We start from the raw sequence: 16,648 nt of genomic DNA on the forward strand, positions 1-16,648 counted from the left end.
CGATGTGATCCGTGTCCTGACAGTTCTGACCGTGCTGCTGCCGGGCCCCGCGCTGGCCGAGCCCGTGCACACCCCGCCGGATTTCCAAGTCGCATCGGTGAAAGAGCGCTTTGCCCCGATCCAGCATCTCTCATTTGCGGCCGGACTGGAGTATTGCGGCTATCTGGGGACAGACCCGAGCGGCCACCTGGCCTTTACCGAGATGGTGCGGGGCGACCGCAACGGGTGCACACCGCCGGATCTGCCGGACGGCTTCACGCCGATTGCCTCGATGCACACCCATGGCGCCTATGACGCCACGGTTCCGGCGGAGTTTCCCACGGTTCTCGACATGGAGGCGGACCGGAACGAGGGGGTAAACGGATATGTCGCCACCCCAGGCGGGCGGCTGTGGTATATCGACAGCGAGGCGATGGAGACCTATCAGCTATGCGGGTTGGGTTGCCTGCCGCAAGACCCCGGCTTTCACGCCGGGGACGATGGGGTGATCGCGCAAAGCTATACGTATCAGGAGCTTGAGGCGCTGGAATTCACGCACTGACGGTGGTTAGGCCGCCGACCAGTCCACATCCGCAGCCTCTTCGATGGCCAGCCGTCCTTCGGGCCAGGGGGTGGTCAGCGCCTTTGCCTGTTCTTCGTCTCCTGAAAGCCAGACCTGTACGTCCTCCGGTTCCAGAATGACGCCCATCCGGTGATGGATGGGGCGCACCTCGGCATTGGGTTCGCAGGTGACGGCAGCGATCTGGTGCACGCTTGTCCCGCCCGGCGCCTGCCAGCAGTCGGTGATCGCGGCAAAAAGCAGCAGCCCGCCATTGGTCGGCGCAATCCGCCACGCGGTCTTGCGGCGCTTCTCTCCGGTCCATTCGTACCAGCCGTTGACCGGGATCACCGCCCGCCCGACCCCTTCGAAGGCAGATTTGTCGAACACGGTTTCCGAGCGCGCGTTGATGATCGTCTCCATCACCGGGCGGCCGCGCGCATTGACCCGGCCCACGGGGATCATCCCCCAACGCATGCGCGTCAGGCCATCGGCGGTCAGCGACACGATTTCCTGCCCCGGCTGGATGTTTTGGCGTGGCGGTTCCTCGGCCAGATCTCCCACCGGTGTGCCGAACGCCTCCGCCACCTGCGTCATCGGCGTGGTCAGAAAGAAACGGCCTGGCATAATCTCATCCCTCTCACTCGGCGGCGCGGTCCACCAGTTCCAGAACATGCGGTCCCAGCGCAGCCACGATCCGCGCCACGCCCTCGGCATTGGGGTGTATCCCGTCGGACTGCATCAGGCCGCGCGCTGCCTGCGGATCGCCGTCCACGTCGAGCCCGGCAAAGAAACTCTCGGCGTAAAGCGCCCCGTGTGCGTCGGCCAGTTCCGGATACATGGTGTCAAAGGCTGTCTTGTAGTCGGGGCCGTAATTCCCCGGTGCCTCCATACCCACCAACAGAACCTCGACCCCGGCCGTGTCGGCAGCGGTCAGGATCTGGTCCAGATTGGCGCGCGACACTGCCGGGTCGATCCCGCGCAGCAGGTCGTTGCCGCCCAGCGCCACGATCATGCCCTGCACATCCGGCGTCAGGGTCCAGCCCACACGTGCCGCGCCGCCTGCCGTGGTGTCGCCCGAAACGCCGGCATTGATCAGCCGCACCTCGGCGCCGTTTTCCGCCAGCCAGCCGCGCATCTGGGGCACGAACCCCTCCTGCTCGATCAGGCCGTAGCCCTGGGTCAGCGAATCCCCCAGCGCGGCGATCACCACCGGCTCGGCCGTTGCCGCAAAGCCGCACAGGGCGAAAACGCCCGCGATCAACACCTTGCGCATATCGCGATCGGCTCCATATCCATTCGAACAACCCTTCCCAAGGACCCGGCCATGTCAGACCCAGTGCTTACCCTCCAAGATGCCGCTTTGTCGCTGGATGGCAATGCCGGGCGTGTCGACATCCTGCACGGCATCTCGCTGACGGTAAACCGGGGGGAGACGCTGGGCCTGATCGGGCCGTCGGGATCGGGCAAATCCTCGCTGCTGATGCTGATGGGCGGGCTGGAGCAGGCCACCGGCGGCACCATCACCGCACTGGGGCAGGATCTGACCCGGCTGGACGAAGACACGCTGGCGCGGTTCCGCCGCGACAATATGGGGGTGGTGTTTCAGAGTTTTCATCTGATCCCCACCATGACCGCGCTGGAAAATGTCGCCACGCCGTTGGAACTGGCGGGGCACCGCGACGCCTTTGCCCGGGCCGAGGCTGAGTTGGAGGCCGTGGGGCTCTCGCACCGCGCCGGGCATTATCCGGCGCAGTTGTCGGGCGGCGAGCAGCAGCGGGTGGCGCTGGCCCGCGCCTCGGCCCCGCGTCCGCAGATCCTGCTGGCCGATGAACCCACCGGCAATCTGGATGAGGCCAATGGCGCGGCGATCATCGACCTGCTCTTCGGTCTGCGCGACCGGCACGGCGCGACGCTGGTGCTGGTAACCCACAGCCACGAGCTGTCCCGCCGCTGCGACCGGGTGATCCGGCTGCGCGATGGCCGCATCGCCGAAAACACCAGCCGCGAGGCCGCCGAATGAGCCTGCGCCTGGCCGCCCGCTTTGCCCGGCGCGAGTTGCGCGGCGGCTTGGGCGGTTTCCGCATTTTCCTCGCCTGTCTTGCGCTGGGCGTGGCCGCCATCGCCGCCGTGGGCTCGGTACGCTCGGCGATCGAGGCCGGTCTGGCGCAGGAGGGCGCCGCCCTGCTGGGCGGGGATGCGGAGATGGAATTCACCTACCGCTTCGCCTCGGAGGCCGAGCAGTCGTGGATGGAGGACACCGCGCAGGCGGTCTCGGAGATCGTCGATTTCCGCTCTATGGCCGTGGTCGAGCGCGATGGCCAGACCGAGCGCGGTCTGACGCAGGTCAAGGCTGTGGACAGCGCCTATCCGCTGATCGGTGCGGTGGCGCTCGGCCCCGAGATGCCGCTGGACCAAGCGCTGGCCGGGCGTGACGGATTGCCCGGCGCGGTGATGGAGCAGGTGCTGATCGACCGGCTGGGCCTTGCCCCGGGTGAGCAATTCCGGCTGGGCACGCAGGACTTCGTGCTAATGGCCGCCGTGACACACGAACCCGATGGGGCTGCGGATGGCTTCGGCCTTGGCCCCCGCACGCTGGTTCTAACTGACGACCTGTCCGAGTCCGGCCTGCTGGCCCCCGGCACGCTCTTCTCTACCAAATACCGCCTGGACCTGCCCGAGGGCACCGAACTGGCCGCAACCGCGCGCGATGCCAGGCAGAGATTTCGCGATTCCGGCCTGCGCTGGACCGATGCCCGCAACGGTGCGCCGGGGATCGCGGAATTCGTGGAGCGCCTCGGCGCCTTTCTGATCCTTGTGGGCCTTTCGGGCCTCGCGGTGGGTGGTGTCGGCGTCTCGGCTGCTGTGCGGGCCTATCTGGCGGGCAAGACCGGCACCATCGCCACGCTGCGCACATTGGGCGCGGACCGGGCCACGATCTTTCAGACCTATTTCCTGCAAATCGGCATCCTGTCCGGCCTCGGCATCCTGATCGGCCTTGCCTTGGGCGGCCTTGTCCCCGTCCTGCTTGCACCCCTGATCGAAGCGCGCCTGCCGGTGCCTGCGGAGTTTTCGCTCTACCCCGGCCCGCTGGCGGAGGCGGCGGTCTATGGCCTGCTCACCGCGTTTCTCTTCACCCTTTGGCCGCTGGCCCGCACCGAAGAGGTGCGTGCAGCCACCCTGTTCCGCGACGCGCTGACCTCGGCCCGCTTGCTACCGCGCCCGCGCTACCTGCTGGCGGTAGGCATCGGCCTGTTCTTGCTGGTCGGTTTGGCCGCATATTTCAGCGGATCGGCACGGCTGACCCTGTGGACCACCGGAGGGCTGGCGGGCGCGCTGGTTCTGCTCACCATCTCCGCCTTGGCCATCCGCGGGTTGGCCCGTGTGGGCACGCCCCGAGCACGCGGCAGACCTGCATTCCGCTGGGCGCTGGCCGCGATTTCCGGCCCACGCGAGGGCGCAGCATCGGTCGTGCTGTCGTTGGGTCTCGGCCTGTCGGTGCTGGCGGCCGTCGGACAGATCGACGGCAATCTGCGCAATGCGATCTCCGGCAACCTGCCGGATGTGGCACCGTCCTATTTCTTCGTCGATATCCAGAAAGACCAGATGGACGGGTTTTCGGCCCGGCTCGACGCCGACCCCGCCGTCAGCCGTGTGGACAGCGCGCCCATGCTGCGCGGCATCATCACCCAGATCAACGGCAGACCCGCCCGTGACGTGGCCGGGGACCACTGGGTCATCCAGGGCGACCGGGGCGTGACTTATTCCGCCGCCATGCCCGACAACACCCGCCTGACCGAAGGCAAATGGTGGCCCGAGGAATATTCCGGCCCGCCCCTGGTCAGCTTTGCCGCCGAAGAGGCCGAAGAGATGGGTCTGAAACTGGGCGACACGCTGACCATCAACATCCTGGGCCGCGACATCACCGCCGAGATCGCCTCCTTCCGCGAGGTCGACTTCTCGACCGCCGGAATAGGCTTCATCCTGTCGATGAACCCATCCGCGCTGGCGGGCGCGCCGCACAGTTTCATCGCAACCGTCTATGCCGAGGAACAGGCCGAGGCCGCCATCCTGCGCGATCTGGCCAGCCAGTTCCCCAACATCACCGCGATTCGCGTGCGCGACGCCATCGACCGGGTGTCCGGAGTGCTGGCCGGGCTGGCCGCCGCCGTCTCTTACGGCGCGGGGGCGTCGCTGCTGACCGGATTTCTGGTCTTGATCGGCGCGGCTGCTGCGGGAGAGGCCGCGCGCAGTTACGAGGCGGCGATCCTGAAAACGCTGGGCGCCGCGCGCCGCCGCATCCTGCTCAGCTTTGCCCTGCGCGCCGCGCTGCTGGGGGCGGCGGCGGGGATCGTGGCGCTGGCCGCAGGCATCCTCGGCGGCTGGGCCGTGGCGACTTACGTGCTGGAAACCGGCTTTGCGGTGATCTGGCCCTCGGCACTTGGCATCGTCACGGCGGGCATCGTCACGACGCTCGCCGCCGGGTTACTCTTCGCCTGGCGCCCGCTTGCCGCACGCCCGGCCCACATCCTACGCGCTCGGGAATGACCTAGCGGGTACAGGCCACCGGCTGCAATATCCTGAGCAGGCTGGCATTGTCGCAGACCAGTGCATCCAGCGTGATCTCATCCAGCGAGGCATAGAAGGCCTGAGCTGCATCCTGCAACGCCACCCGCAGGCGGCAAGCCTCGGTCAGCGGGCAAGTGTTGTCGGCATCCGCAAAACACTCGGCCAACGGCAATCCACCTTCGACATGGCGAAACACCTCTCCGATGCGGATCTGCTCGGCGGATTTTGCCAGACACATCCCCCCGTTCCGGCCCCGCTGGGTGTTGAGGTAGTTGAGCTGGCTCAACTGATTGATCACCTGCGCCAGATGGTTTTCCGAAATGTTGCACACTTCGGCGATCTCGGATTTCGTGACCAACCGGTCCTGATGCGCGGCGCAATACATCAGAAGGCGGACCGCGATATTCGTCCTTTTGGTGATGCGCATGAGCGTTCTCTCCACTTTCACGATGGGACCTTATTGCATGCCGGTGAAAAAAACGGTTTGACATACATCAATTGCAACAAGGATGGCGGCACGGATGGCAGACCCCTATTTCTTTGGCTACGGCAGCCTGGTGAACCTCGCCACCCACGACTTTCCCGACCCACGCCCAGCCACGTTGAAGGGATGGCGGCGCGCCTGGCGACACACCGACCTGCGCCCGGTGGCGTTTCTGACCGCAATCCGGGATGAGACCTGCGAGATCGAGGGGATGATCGCCCATGTACCAAAAAACGACTGGGCGGCGCTGGATGAACGGGAATGGGCCTATGACCGGGTACCTGCCACTGACGCGGTGAGCCATCCGCTGACCCATGAGGTGGAAATCGCCGTCTACGCCGTGCCGGATCATCGCAACGGCGCGCCGAATGGTCAGCATCCGATCCTGCTCAGCTATATCGACGTGGTGATACAGGGCTATCTGCGCGCCTTCGGGTCAGACGGGGTGGACCGCTTTTTTACTACCACCGAAGGATGGCACGCGCCCATCCTCAACGACCGGGCCGAACCCCGCTACCCAAGACACCAGCAACTCAAGCCGGAAGAAACCGCGCTGGTGGATGATCGCCTCGCCGCCATCGCGGCAAGTATCGTCGAACCCGCCTGACGCAAAAAGGGCAGGCCCTTGCGCAGCCCGCCCTCTTCATCTTTTCAAAAAATACTCTCGCCGAATGCACGTGCCCAACGGGCACGTATCCCTCACCCCCGCGCACGGATCACCTGCAGGAGGGGCATCAGCGCGGCCATCTCCGGCCCGCGTTCCATGCCGGTCAGCGCCTTGCGCAGCGGCATGAAGAGGCCCTTGCCCTTGCGGCCCGTGGCCTCTTTCACCGCCTTGGTCCACGTACCCCAGGTTTCGCCGTCAAACGGACCCTCGGGCAGCAGTTCCATCGCCTGTGCGATGAAGTCACGGTCTTCTTCGTCGATCAGCGGCTCAGCGCCGTCGCGGCAGAGGTCCCACCAGCCCTTTAGATCATTCAGCGTGGTGACGTTCTCTCGCGCCATCAGCCAGAACGGTTCAGCCAGTTCCTCCGGAACGCCTGCCTCGGCCACCGCGCCGCTCACGGCGTCCAAAGGCAGGGATTGCAGATGTTTCGCGGTCAGCGGGAACAGGTCCTGCACGTCAAACTTGGTCGGGGCTGCGCCAAACCGGGAGACATCGAACCCGTCGATCAGTTCGGCCACCTCGGCCCGCAGTTCGACCGGATCGGACGAGCCCAGCCGTGCCATCAGGCTGAGCAGAGCCATCGGCTGGACTCCCTGCTCACGCAGGTCGCGCAAGGCCAGCGTGCCCAACCGCTTGGACAGCGCCTCACCTTGCGGGCCTGTCAGCAACGAATGATGCGCAAAGCGTGGGCAGGTCCCGCCCAGTGCCTCGATGATCTGGATCTGGGTCGCGGTGTTGGTCACGTGGTCGGAACCCCGCACCACATCGGTCACGCCCATCTCGGTGTCGTCCACGACGGACGCAATCGTATAGAGAACCTGACCATCACCCCGGATCAGCACCGGATCGGATACCGAGGCCGCATCGATTGAGATGTCGCCCAGAATACCGTCAGTCCACTCGATCCGCTCATGGTTCAGCTTGAAGCGCCAGACGCCATCTCCGCGCTCGGCGCGCAGGGCGTCCTTTTCGGCTTCGGACAGGTTCAGCGCAGCGCGGTCATAGACCGGCGGCTTGCCCATGTTCAGCTGTTTCTTGCGCTTGAGGTCCAGCTCGGTCGGCGTCTCGAACGCCTCATAAAACCGCCCCATTTCGCGCAACTTGTCGGCGGCCTCGGCATAGCGGTCCAGCCGCTCGGATTGCCGTTCCACACGGTCCCAATGCAGGCCCAGCCACTCCAGATCCTGCTTGATGGCGTCGACATATTCCTCTTTCGAGCGCTCGGGGTCGGTGTCGTCGATGCGCAAGATGAAACTGCCGCCGGCCTTGCGGGCAATAAGGTAATTCATCAGCGCGGTGCGCAGGTTGCCCACGTGAATGTAGCCGGTGGGCGACGGGGCAAAACGGGTGGTGGTCATGGGTATCTCCTGTTGCCGCGTGCTCTGTCACATGGGGGGCGTTTTGTCCAGCGGATGGCGGGAAACGCGCCCGAGGGGCGCAGGCCGGGGCTCCGCCCGTTCGGGACTGAAACTGTCCACCGGACAGTTTCCACGACGTCCCTCACCCTCCGGCGGGAGTATTCAGGTAAAGATGAAAAGGGTCAGGTTGGTTGGACAGGCCAGTAGGTGTTGAGGTCCTTCAGGCCTGCGCGGATGAGATCCGCGAGCACGTCCATGTCGATATCGGCCAGCTTGTTCACGTAGAGGCAGGATTTGCCGATCTTGTGTTTGCCGAGCCGGGCCAGGATGTCGTCGAAATCCGCGTAACCGGGCATGATATAGATCGAATGAGCGGATTTGCGGGGCGAGAAGCCGGTGGCCAGGAAATCCCCCTCGCGCCCCGATTTGTAGCGGTAGTGGTATTGGCCGTAGCCGATGATGGAGGGCCCCCACATCAGCGGCTGAAACCCGGTCACCTTACGGAACAGCGCATCGAGCTGCCGGGCGTCGGCGGCCTTGCTGGCCGATTCGACGCTGTCGATGAAAGCGCCCACATCGGCGCCGGTGGGGACGGTCTTGTTGTTGCTCATGGCCGTCAGTCTAGCCGCTCTGCGCCTAGCTGCACAGGCGGCTGCGTGCTGGTGCGCATGGTCGGGGCCGGTCTGCGCCCTAGTTCATCTCAAAAGCCGTCCAACAAGGAGAGAAGCCATGACCCTCACCCTGACCCGCCGCGCCGCATTGGGCGGGGCCGCCGCCCTGCCTCTGGCCGCCGCCGCAACTCCGATCCTGGCCGCTGGCCATGGCGGCAAGGCCGAGGCACCGATTGCCCATACCTTCAAGCTGGGCGACATGTCCGTGACCACCCTGCTGGACGGCAGCGCCATGCGCGAAGGGCCGAAAGAGATGTTCGGGGCCGCCGCCTCGGACGAGGAATTCGCGCAGGTTTCGGCCGAAAACTTCATTCCTGCCGATACACTCCAGTTCTACTTCACTCCGACAGTGATCGACACCGGCGCCGAGCTGGTGCTGTTCGACACCGGTCTGGGCCAGGGCGGCATCGGCAAGGCGCTGGATGCGGCAGGGGTCAGCCCCGATGCCATCAACGTGGTGGTGATCACTCATATGCATCCCGACCATATCGGCGGAATGATGACCGATGGGGCGCCAACATTCCCGAATGCCCGCTATGTGACCGCCTCGGCCGAATACAATTTCTGGTCCAAGATGGAGGCAGGTAACCGCGTCGGTGACATGGTCGCCAACCTGGTCACACCGCTGGCCGAGAAGATGGAGTTCATCGATGACGGCGCCAGCGTGGCGCCGGGTGTGACTTCGGTGGCCAGCTTCGGTCACACGCCGGGGCATATGTGCTTCATGCTGGAAAGCGGCGGGCGGCAGTTGCTGCTGACGGCGGATTTGGCGAACCACTATGTGTGGAGCTTTGCGCGCCCCGACTGGGCGTTCAGCTTTGACGCCTCACCCGAGGATGCCGCCGCCTCGCGCCGCAAGGTGCTGGGGATGCTGGCCGCCGACAAGATCCCGATGATCGGTTACCACATGCCCTTCCCTGCCGCCGGATATGTCGAACCGCGAGACGACGGGTTCCGCTATGTGCCGGTGAGCTACCAGTTGATGGGGTGAGGCCGGTCAAAAGCCTGCGTCGGCGCGCACCCGCGTCCCGTCAGTAAAACGCGACAAGCGGAAATCGGTGGGATCGGCGCAGGGTGTCGTTCCCGTCACCAGATCGGCCATCAGACGCCCGGCGCCGGGGCCGACACCGAACCCGTGACCCGAAAAGCCGGTGGCGATATGCAGGCCCGGCAGGTCCTCGACCGGCGAGATCACCGGGATGGCATCCGGAGTCACGTCGATCAAGCCCGCCCAGCTTTGCACGATCTCGGCCTTGTCCAGCGCAGGGAATGCCTTGCGCGCATCCGCCCAGGCCTGACGCAGCACCCGGGCCGAGGGCTCGGGGTCGAGTGTACGGCAATGTTCGAACGGGGTCACGTCGGTCGGCACCCAGTGGCGGTCCTGCCGCATCTCCTCGGCCCAGCGGCCAGACAGCCGGAACCGGAGCGAGCGCCATTCCTGCACGAAGGCGGGCAGGAAACGGCGGGCCAGGCGGAAGCTGTCGGGCACGATATCCACGACATTCCCAGTTCCAGAGGCGACGGTGTAGCCGCCATCGGCGCGTTTCCGGATCGCGAACCGCTCCGACCAGAGCGCGGACTCTGGCCCGTCCTCGACCGGCGAGGTGCGCATGACCGTGTTCAGGACCTTGAGCTGCGGCAAAAAGATGCCCGCATTGCCCGCAAAGAGCCGCGACCAGGCGCCGCCGGCCAACACCACCTGACTGCAGGACACCCGACCGCGCTCGGTCACTACGCCAACCACCCTGCCCGCCTCGACATCGACACTGCGCACGGCGCAATTGGTCATGATGAAGGCGCCGCGATCCCGCGCGCCTTCGGCAATGGCAGGCGCGGCCCATTGCGGTTCGGCCCGGCCATCCTTGGGGGTGTAGAGCGCGCCCGGCAGCGACATGGCGTGTCCCGGCAGCAGCGCGTCCATTTCGGCGCCCGAGACCATGCGCGTACCGGTCTGAAGCCCGTCCACATGCTGCGCCCAACGTTCCAGATTGCCATGCGATCGCTTGCCGGAGGCGCCAAACAGGATGCCTGACTGCGTGTAACCAGTCTGACGCCCGATGCGGTTCTCGAGTCCCTCCCACAGGCGGATCGCCTCCACCATCAGCGGGATTTCCCGGGGATCGCGCATGCCCAGCCGGACCCAGCCCCAGTTGCGCGAGCTTTGCTCGGCGCCAATCTCACCCTTTTCACAAAGCAGGACGGATACGCCCCGCTCGGCCAGCTCCAGCGCGGTGGACGTACCAATGATGCCGCCGCCGATGACGACGACATCCACCTGCTTGGGCAGGGTCAGATCGGACTCGACAGGGTTCGGTTTCGGACCCGGCATATTTGTTTCGCCATCAATTGCCTCTCCCTAGCGTTGATGTCGTTCTTTGCCGGAAGTGGAAAGCGAATTTGACGGCGGCTGCCCGCTTGGCGGCAGATTGTGGCACCTGCGCCATCCCCTACCTCGCAAACGACATGCCTCAGCCGGGATCGCGCCAGCGGTTGACGATGGGATAGCGCCGGTCCAGCCAGAAGGCGCGCGGGGTCAGGCGCGTGCCGGGTGCGGACTGGAACCGTTTGTATTCGCTGATGTAAAGCAGATGCTCGACCCGTTTGGCGGTTCTCTCATCGAACCCGGCGGCAACGCAATCGGCGATCGCGCCATCCTGATCCACCAGAATGTCCAGAATCGCATCCAGTTCGGGGTAATCCGGCAGGCTGTCGCTGTCTTTCTGGTCCTCGCGCAGTTCGGCGCTGGGGGGTTTGTCGATGATCGAGGGGCGGATGACCTCGCCCGCCGGGCCCATCATCCAGTCGCGGTGATTGGCGTTGCGCCAGCGGCAGGTTTCGAAAACGCGGGTTTTGTACAGGTCCTTGATCGGATTGTACCCACCGTTCATATCGCCATAGATGGTGGCGTAGCCTACCGCGATCTCGGATTTGTTGCCGGTGGTCAGCAACATCTCACCGAACTTGTTCGACAGCGCCATCAGCAGCAGTCCGCGCAGGCGGGACTGGATGTTTTCCTCGGTGATGTCCTCGGCACGCCCATCGAACAGCGGCGCCAGCGTGTTTGTCACCGCCGCGCGGCTTTCGCTGATCGGCACATAGTCGTAGTGCACGCCAAGCGCCTTGGCGACAGCCTCGGCATCGTCCAGTGAGGACTGGCTGGTATATTCCGACGGCAGCATCACGCAACGCACGTTGTCCGCGCCGAGCGCATCCACCGCAATTGTCGCGACCAATGCCGAGTCGACGCCACCCGACAGGCCCAACAGCACCTTTCTGAACCCGGTCTTGGCCAAGTAGTCGCGCAGCGAATCGACCATGGCGCGATAGTCCTGTTCCCACTCATCGGGCTGCGGCACAATCTCGGCGGGCACGATGCGCCAGCCCGCGTCGCCCCGTTCCAGATCGACATGGGTGACGGTCTCGTCAAAGACCGGCATGCGGAACGCCAGTTCTCCGCCCGGGTTCAGACCGAAGGTGGCGCCGTCGAACACCTGATCGTCCTGCCCGCCCACCATGTTCAGGTAGATCAGCGGCAGGCCGGTTTCGACCACGCGCGAGACCATGTGGTTCAGCCGCACATCGTATTTGTTGCGGAAATAGGGCGAGCCGTTGGGGATGAGCAGGAACTCGGCCCCGGTCTCTTCCAGCGTCTCCGACACATCCTCGTGCCAGCTGTCCTCGCAGATCGGGCTGCCGACGCGGGTGTTGCCCACCGAATAGGGCCCATTCAAAGGCCCCGCGTCGAAGATGCGGACCTCGTCGAACACCGTCTCATTCGGCAGATGATGTTTCAGCACCTTGCTGGCGATCTTGCCACCCTTGAGAATCAGATAAGCGTTGTAAAGCCTATCGTCTTCGACCCATGGCCCGCCGATGGCCAGCGCGGGACCCTCTGCGCAATCTTCCGCCAACGCCTGAACCGCAGCGATGGCCACCGAATGAAAGACGGGTTTCATCACCAGATCCTGCGTGTTGTAGCCGGTGATGAACATCTCGGGCAGCGCCACCATATCGGCACCGGCGTCGCGGCCTTGTTCCCATGCCTTGCGCGCCTTGCCTGCGTTGCCGGCCAGATCGCCGACAATCGGGTTCAGCTGCGCCAGCGTGATGCGGAAACGGTCGACCATTTTGCCCTCTTGCCCTCGTCAGTCCCCAAGCCATTTACCAGATCACGCCCCAAGGAAAAGACAAATGCGGCAAAAGACGTTGCTCCGCCCCCGGCAGTGGCCTAATTTTGTGCTGCCGAGCAGAGTATTGATTGAAACAGGGCAGACAGGGGCAGCCATGAAAACGATCCATAGAACGATCACGGTTGCAGCCTTGGTGACGACTGCAGGACCCGCCTTTGCGCAAGAGGGGCAGATCCTGACCACCGAGGATGAGATTGGCGGTATATACGAGGGCACTTTTCGTGGCGGGTTGCAGCATGGCACCGGCACCTATCGGCTGCCCAACGGCTATGAGTATACCGGCGAATGGGTCGAAGGAGAGATCCGCGGGCGCGGCGTGGCCCGTTTCCCGAACGGCTCGGTCTATGAGGGCGAGTTTGTCAAAGGCAAGCCTGAAGGCGTCGGCAAGATCACCTTTGCCGATGGCGGCACCTATGAGGGCGAATGGTCCGACGGGGTCATCAATGGTACCGGCATCGCCGTCTATGCCAATGGCGTGCGGTACGAGGGCGGCTTCAGCAACGCCCAGCATCACGGTAAAGGTGTGATGCAGAGCCCCGGCGGCTACGTCTACGACGGCGACTGGGTGGATGGTCAGAAAGAGGGCAGCGGCAAGATCACCTATCCCGACGGCGCAATCTACGAGGGCGAGATCCTGGCCGGGCAGCGCCACGGCGAGGGCTCGTTGACCCTGCCGGACGGGCTGGCCTATGTGGGCACCTGGGCCGATGGCCAGATCAACGGGGTCGGGCGGCTGACCCAGGCCAATGGCGACGTCTACGAAGGCGAACTGGTGGCCGGACGGCGCGAGGGCATGGGCAAGGTGACCTATGCCAATGGCGATGTTTACGAAGGCGCGTTCTCGGACGACCGCCGCCACGGCAAGGGCACCTTCATCGGCACCGACGGCTACCTCTATACCGGCGACTGGGTGTCGGGTCAGATCGATGGGCTGGGCGAGGTCACCTATCCCGACGGGTCGATCTATGTGGGCGACCTGCGCAGCGATCTGGCCGACGGCAAGGGCAAGATCACCTATCCCGACGGCTCGACATATGAAGGCGACTGGGTGGCCGGGGTGATCGAGGGCGAAGGTACCTCGACCTATCCCAACGGCATTGTCTACAAGGGCCAGTTCAAGAATGCCCGCAACCACGGCAAGGGCGTGATGACCTACGCCAACGGCTATCGCTACGACGGCGAGTGGCAGGACGGCGTGCGGCAAGGACAAGGCAAGGCGACCTATCCCGATGGGTCAGTCTATACGGGTCAATTCGTGGGCGGCCAACGGCAGGGTCAGGGCGAGATCGTGATGGCCGACGGTTTCAAATACTCCGGCGAGTGGAACGAAGGCAAGATCAGCGGTTACGGCACCGCGACCTATGCCAATGGCGATGTCTATGAAGGCAACTTCCTCGATGGCAAACGGCAGGGTGAAGGCACCATGCGCTATGCCACTGGGCAAGAGGAAAAAGGCGTCTGGGATAAGGGCGCGCTGACCAAGGGGGACACGGCGCCAGCTGCGACGGATGAGCCCCCGGAACCTGTGCCGTCGGACGGTTGAAGCGGAACAGTCAAGCCCGGGTTGTCTATCACAACGCCATCATGCTGAGGTTCGTCGGTCGGTATTAAAAACCGGTTTACCAAGGCACGGGCTTTCCGGCCCAATCGAAAAACCCACCGCTATCCTCGGGGCTTAGCCCATCGACAACCGCAAGCAGGTTTTGAGCGGCGGTTTCCGGCGTAACCGCAGGATGCCGTCCCAGATATTTGCGGGTGAATTCGGTCGCCACGGTCCCGGGGTGCAGGCTGACGCAAACCGCTTGGCTGTGCGTGCGCGCCAGTTCGATCGACGCGGTACGCACGATCTGGTTTACCGCAGCCTTGGACGCCCGATAACTGACCCAGCCGCCGACGCGGTTGTCACCGATGGAGCCAACACGCGCCGAAAGAACCGCAATCACGGACCGCCGGTCGCGCGGCAGCAGTCTTTGGACGTGCCGCAACACCAGCGCGGGTCCCACGGCATTCAGCGCAAACTGATCCATCATTGCCTGCGCATCGACGGCGCGAATGGTCTTTTCCGGTGCAGCCCCGTTGATCTCCAATGCGCCCGTGGCCACAACGATCAGATCAAATGGCCATTCGACTGTTTCCATTGCGCACTCAACCGCCGCCGGATCCGTCAGGTCCATTCCGTCGACCGAGCGCGACAGTTCCCGGACGGCGTCCCCACGCGCTCGCAGAGCGGCCACAATGGCCCGTCCGATCCCGCCGGAAGCGCCTATTACCAAAGCCTTATTCATGCCCATCCAGCTAGTGACCAAGCCCCGCGTTTAGATGATAGGCCGTTCTTCATTCGCAGCAATTCCCACGCGCAATCCCGGTTCTCGATCCCGGGCAATTTCGCTCTTTCCATTCCCGAACGCGGCTGTATAAACTCATCTCCATGATCAACCACGCAGATATCCCCTTTGCCGACGCCCTCCGTGGCGCGTCGCTGCGTGGCCTACTGATCCTAATCCGCCTCTGAGCGTGCCATCTGGCGCGCCCGCTCAGAGGAGGACGCCTGCGCGCCATATGGCTTTAGGACAGACAAGAAAGACACCGACATGACCAATGCGACCGACCAAGACCGCGTCTTGATCTTCGACACAACGCTCCGCGATGGCGAACAGAGCCCCGGCGCCACCATGACCCATGATGAAAAGCTCGAGATCGCCGAGCTGCTCGACGAGATGGGCGTAGACATCATCGAGGCCGGGTTCCCGATCGCCTCCGAGGGCGACTTCAAGGCGGTGACCGAGATCGCCCAGCGCTCGAAAAACAGCCGCATCTGCGGACTGGCCCGCGCCAATCTCGCCGATATCGACCGCTGCTGGGAGGCGGTGAAACACGCGGGGAAGAACCGCATTCACACCTTCATCGGCACTTCGCCGCTGCACCGCGCCATTCCGAACCTGACCATGGACGAGATGGCCGAGAAGATCCACGAAACCGTCAGCCACGCCCGCAACCTCTGCGAAAACGTGCAGTGGTCGCCGATGGACGCGACCCGGACCGAGTGGGACTACCTGTGCCGCGTGATCGAGATCGCCATCAAGGCGGGTGCGACCACGATCAACATCCCCGACACCGTGGGCTACACCGCTCCGGTGGAAAGCGCCGATCTGATCAAACGGCTGATCGAGACGGTACCCGGCGCTGATGAGGTGGTTTTCGCGACCCACTGCCACAACGACCTCGGCATGGCGACCGCCAACGCGCTGGCCGCCGTTGCAGGCGGTGCGCGCCAGATCGAATGCACCATCAACGGTCTGGGCGAACGCGCCGGCAACACTGCGCTGGAAGAGGTGGTGATGGCGCTCAAGACCCGCAACGACATCATGCCGTGGCACACAGGTGTCGACACAACCCGGATCATGCATATCTCGCGCCGGGTCGCGACGGTCTCGGGCTTTCCGGTGCAATTCAACAAGGCCATCGTCGGCAAGAACGCCTTTGCACATGAAAGCGGCATCCATCAGGACGGGATGCTGAAGAACCGCGAGAATTTCGAGATCATGCGGCCCGAGGATATCGGCCTTTCGGGCACCTCGCTGCCCTTGGGTAAGCATTCGGGTCGCGCGGCACTGCGCGACAAGCTGAACAATCTCGGCTACGAGGTGGGCGACAACCAGCTCAAGGACATCTTTGTCCGGTTCAAGGAATTGGCGGACCGCAAGAAAGAAGTGTTCGACGACGACATCATCGCGTTGATGCATTCGGGCGGCGATGATGAGGACCATCTGCAACTGGTGTCGATGAAGGTCGTCTGCGGCACCGGCGGCCCGGCGGAATCGACGGTCGAGATGGAGATCGACGGTCAGGACGTCAGCGCCACCGAGAATGGCGACGGGCCGGTCGATGCGACCTTCCGCGCGATCCGCGCGCTCTATCCGACCGAGGCGCATCTGCAGCTCTATCAGGTGCATGCGGTAACCGAAGGCACCGACGCGCAGGCCACCGTGTCCGTGCGGCTGGAAGAGGACGGCATGATCGCGACCGGCCAGTCGGCCAACACCGACACCGTGGTCGCCTCGGCCAAGGCCTATATCAACGCGCTGAACCGCCTGATCGTGCGCCGCGAAAAGGCCGGCCCGGGCGCCGACGCACGCGAGATCAGCTACAAGGATCTGACCTGAGAGGTTCT

15 protein-coding genes are annotated in these 16,648 nt (G+C 64.4%); 7 read left to right on the top strand and 8 right to left on the bottom strand.

Features of this window, described 5'->3' with window-relative positions; all coding sequences use genetic code 11:
* The first annotated feature begins 4 nt into the window (after positions 1–4).
* A complete protein-coding gene (locus AB3N21_RS12570; RefSeq protein ID WP_367935543.1) occupies positions 5–541 on the top strand; it encodes a DUF4329 domain-containing protein in 537 nt (178 codons plus the stop codon).
* A 6-nt stretch (positions 542–547) separates the two neighbouring features.
* Here the strand turns inward: AB3N21_RS12570 and AB3N21_RS12575 are convergent, their stop codons facing one another.
* The gene (locus tag AB3N21_RS12575) at positions 548–1,165 is read right to left on the bottom strand and encodes an SOS response-associated peptidase (RefSeq protein WP_367935544.1); all 618 of its coding nucleotides are present in this window, start codon (positions 1,163–1,165) and stop codon (positions 548–550) included.
* A 13-nt stretch (positions 1,166–1,178) separates the two neighbouring features.
* Positions 1,179–1,814 (bottom strand): arylesterase, encoded by a 636-nt coding sequence (locus AB3N21_RS12580; RefSeq protein WP_367935545.1) that lies wholly within the window; start codon positions 1,812–1,814, stop codon positions 1,179–1,181.
* 51 nt (positions 1,815–1,865) lie between these two features.
* Here AB3N21_RS12580 and AB3N21_RS12585 point away from each other — a divergent pair, with 51 nt between their 5' ends.
* Positions 1,866–2,561 (top strand): ABC transporter ATP-binding protein, encoded by a 696-nt coding sequence (locus AB3N21_RS12585; RefSeq protein ID WP_171175946.1) that lies wholly within the window; start codon positions 1,866–1,868, stop codon positions 2,559–2,561.
* Positions 2,558–5,086, top strand: a complete 2,529-nt coding sequence (locus AB3N21_RS12590) for an ABC transporter permease (protein ID WP_367935546.1) — start codon at positions 2,558–2,560, stop codon at positions 5,084–5,086. Before AB3N21_RS12585 ends, AB3N21_RS12590 begins: the two co-directional genes overlap by 4 nt.
* Position 5,087: 1 nt before the next feature.
* On the opposite strand, the gene AB3N21_RS12595 is transcribed toward AB3N21_RS12590, so the two are convergent.
* The gene (locus AB3N21_RS12595) at positions 5,088–5,534 is read right to left on the bottom strand and encodes an Rrf2 family transcriptional regulator (protein ID WP_367935547.1); all 447 of its coding nucleotides are present in this window, start codon (positions 5,532–5,534) and stop codon (positions 5,088–5,090) included.
* Positions 5,535–5,628: 94 nt separating this feature from the next.
* Here AB3N21_RS12595 and AB3N21_RS12600 point away from each other — a divergent pair, with 94 nt between their 5' ends.
* The gene (locus tag AB3N21_RS12600) at positions 5,629–6,198 is read left to right on the top strand and encodes a gamma-glutamylcyclotransferase family protein (RefSeq protein WP_367935548.1); all 570 of its coding nucleotides are present in this window, start codon (positions 5,629–5,631) and stop codon (positions 6,196–6,198) included.
* 92 nt (positions 6,199–6,290) lie between these two features.
* Here AB3N21_RS12600 and gltX read toward each other — a convergent pair whose 3' ends face one another.
* Positions 6,291–7,616, bottom strand: coding sequence for a glutamate--tRNA ligase (gene gltX / locus AB3N21_RS12605; RefSeq protein WP_367935549.1), 1,326 nt, complete (start codon positions 7,614–7,616; stop codon positions 6,291–6,293).
* A gap of 182 nt (positions 7,617–7,798) precedes the next feature.
* Positions 7,799–8,227: a DUF1801 domain-containing protein gene (locus AB3N21_RS12610; protein WP_367935550.1), complete on the bottom strand. Its 429-nt coding sequence runs from the start codon at positions 8,225–8,227 to the stop codon at positions 7,799–7,801.
* Positions 8,228–8,345: 118 nt separating this feature from the next.
* Between AB3N21_RS12610 and AB3N21_RS12615 the strand changes: the two genes are divergently transcribed.
* Complete coding sequence (locus AB3N21_RS12615) at positions 8,346–9,278, top strand: MBL fold metallo-hydrolase (protein ID WP_367935551.1); 933 nt, start codon at positions 8,346–8,348, stop codon at positions 9,276–9,278.
* A gap of 6 nt (positions 9,279–9,284) precedes the next feature.
* Here AB3N21_RS12615 and AB3N21_RS12620 read toward each other — a convergent pair whose 3' ends face one another.
* Together AB3N21_RS12620 and AB3N21_RS12625 are read right to left on the bottom strand one after the other, a co-directional pair.
* Positions 9,285–10,616, bottom strand: coding sequence for an NAD(P)/FAD-dependent oxidoreductase (locus AB3N21_RS12620; protein ID WP_367935552.1), 1,332 nt, complete (start codon positions 10,614–10,616; stop codon positions 9,285–9,287).
* Positions 10,617–10,755: 139 nt separating this feature from the next.
* Positions 10,756–12,414, bottom strand: a complete 1,659-nt coding sequence (locus AB3N21_RS12625) for an NAD+ synthase (protein ID WP_367935553.1) — start codon at positions 12,412–12,414, stop codon at positions 10,756–10,758.
* Between the two features lie 157 nt (positions 12,415–12,571).
* Between AB3N21_RS12625 and AB3N21_RS12630 the strand changes: the two genes are divergently transcribed.
* Positions 12,572–14,020: an MORN repeat-containing protein gene (locus AB3N21_RS12630; RefSeq protein ID WP_367935554.1), complete on the top strand. Its 1,449-nt coding sequence runs from the start codon at positions 12,572–12,574 to the stop codon at positions 14,018–14,020.
* A 76-nt stretch (positions 14,021–14,096) separates the two neighbouring features.
* Here the strand turns inward: AB3N21_RS12630 and AB3N21_RS12635 are convergent, their stop codons facing one another.
* Positions 14,097–14,762 (bottom strand): SDR family oxidoreductase, encoded by a 666-nt coding sequence (locus AB3N21_RS12635; protein ID WP_367935555.1) that lies wholly within the window; start codon positions 14,760–14,762, stop codon positions 14,097–14,099.
* A 306-nt stretch (positions 14,763–15,068) separates the two neighbouring features.
* Between AB3N21_RS12635 and AB3N21_RS12640 the strand changes: the two genes are divergently transcribed.
* On the top strand, positions 15,069–16,640 hold the full coding sequence (locus tag AB3N21_RS12640; RefSeq protein ID WP_367935556.1) for a 2-isopropylmalate synthase: 1,572 nt from the start codon (positions 15,069–15,071) through the stop codon (positions 16,638–16,640).
* The last annotated feature ends 8 nt before the right edge of the window (positions 16,641–16,648 follow it).

The sequence above is a fragment of the Ruegeria sp. genome (genome assembly GCF_040830605.1).
GTDB lineage: Bacteria > Pseudomonadota > Alphaproteobacteria > Rhodobacterales > Rhodobacteraceae > Ruegeria.

What these genes read in the sequence shown, in the direction of transcription:
- AB3N21_RS12575 (WP_367935544.1), bottom strand. Translation starts at nt 1,165, where the DNA reads ATGCCAGGCCGTTTCTTTCTGACCACGCCGATGACGCAGGTGGCGGAG.
- AB3N21_RS12580 (WP_367935545.1), bottom strand. Translation starts at nt 1,814, where the DNA reads ATGCGCAAGGTGTTGATCGCGGGCGTTTTCGCCCTGTGCGGCTTTGCG.
- AB3N21_RS12585 (WP_171175946.1), top strand. Translation starts at nt 1,866, where the DNA reads ATGTCAGACCCAGTGCTTACCCTCCAAGATGCCGCTTTGTCGCTGGAT.
- AB3N21_RS12590 (WP_367935546.1), top strand. Translation starts at nt 2,558, where the DNA reads ATGAGCCTGCGCCTGGCCGCCCGCTTTGCCCGGCGCGAGTTGCGCGGC.
- AB3N21_RS12595 (WP_367935547.1), bottom strand. Translation starts at nt 5,534, where the DNA reads ATGCGCATCACCAAAAGGACGAATATCGCGGTCCGCCTTCTGATGTAT.
- AB3N21_RS12600 (WP_367935548.1), top strand. Translation starts at nt 5,629, where the DNA reads ATGGCAGACCCCTATTTCTTTGGCTACGGCAGCCTGGTGAACCTCGCC.
- gltX (WP_367935549.1), bottom strand. Translation starts at nt 7,616, where the DNA reads ATGACCACCACCCGTTTTGCCCCGTCGCCCACCGGCTACATTCACGTG.
- AB3N21_RS12610 (WP_367935550.1), bottom strand. Translation starts at nt 8,227, where the DNA reads ATGAGCAACAACAAGACCGTCCCCACCGGCGCCGATGTGGGCGCTTTC.
- AB3N21_RS12615 (WP_367935551.1), top strand. Translation starts at nt 8,346, where the DNA reads ATGACCCTCACCCTGACCCGCCGCGCCGCATTGGGCGGGGCCGCCGCC.
- AB3N21_RS12620 (WP_367935552.1), bottom strand. Translation starts at nt 10,616, where the DNA reads ATGCCGGGTCCGAAACCGAACCCTGTCGAGTCCGATCTGACCCTGCCC.
- AB3N21_RS12625 (WP_367935553.1), bottom strand. Translation starts at nt 12,414, where the DNA reads ATGGTCGACCGTTTCCGCATCACGCTGGCGCAGCTGAACCCGATTGTC.
- AB3N21_RS12630 (WP_367935554.1), top strand. Translation starts at nt 12,572, where the DNA reads ATGAAAACGATCCATAGAACGATCACGGTTGCAGCCTTGGTGACGACT.
- AB3N21_RS12635 (WP_367935555.1), bottom strand. Translation starts at nt 14,762, where the DNA reads ATGAATAAGGCTTTGGTAATAGGCGCTTCCGGCGGGATCGGACGGGCC.
- AB3N21_RS12640 (WP_367935556.1), top strand. Translation starts at nt 15,069, where the DNA reads ATGACCAATGCGACCGACCAAGACCGCGTCTTGATCTTCGACACAACG.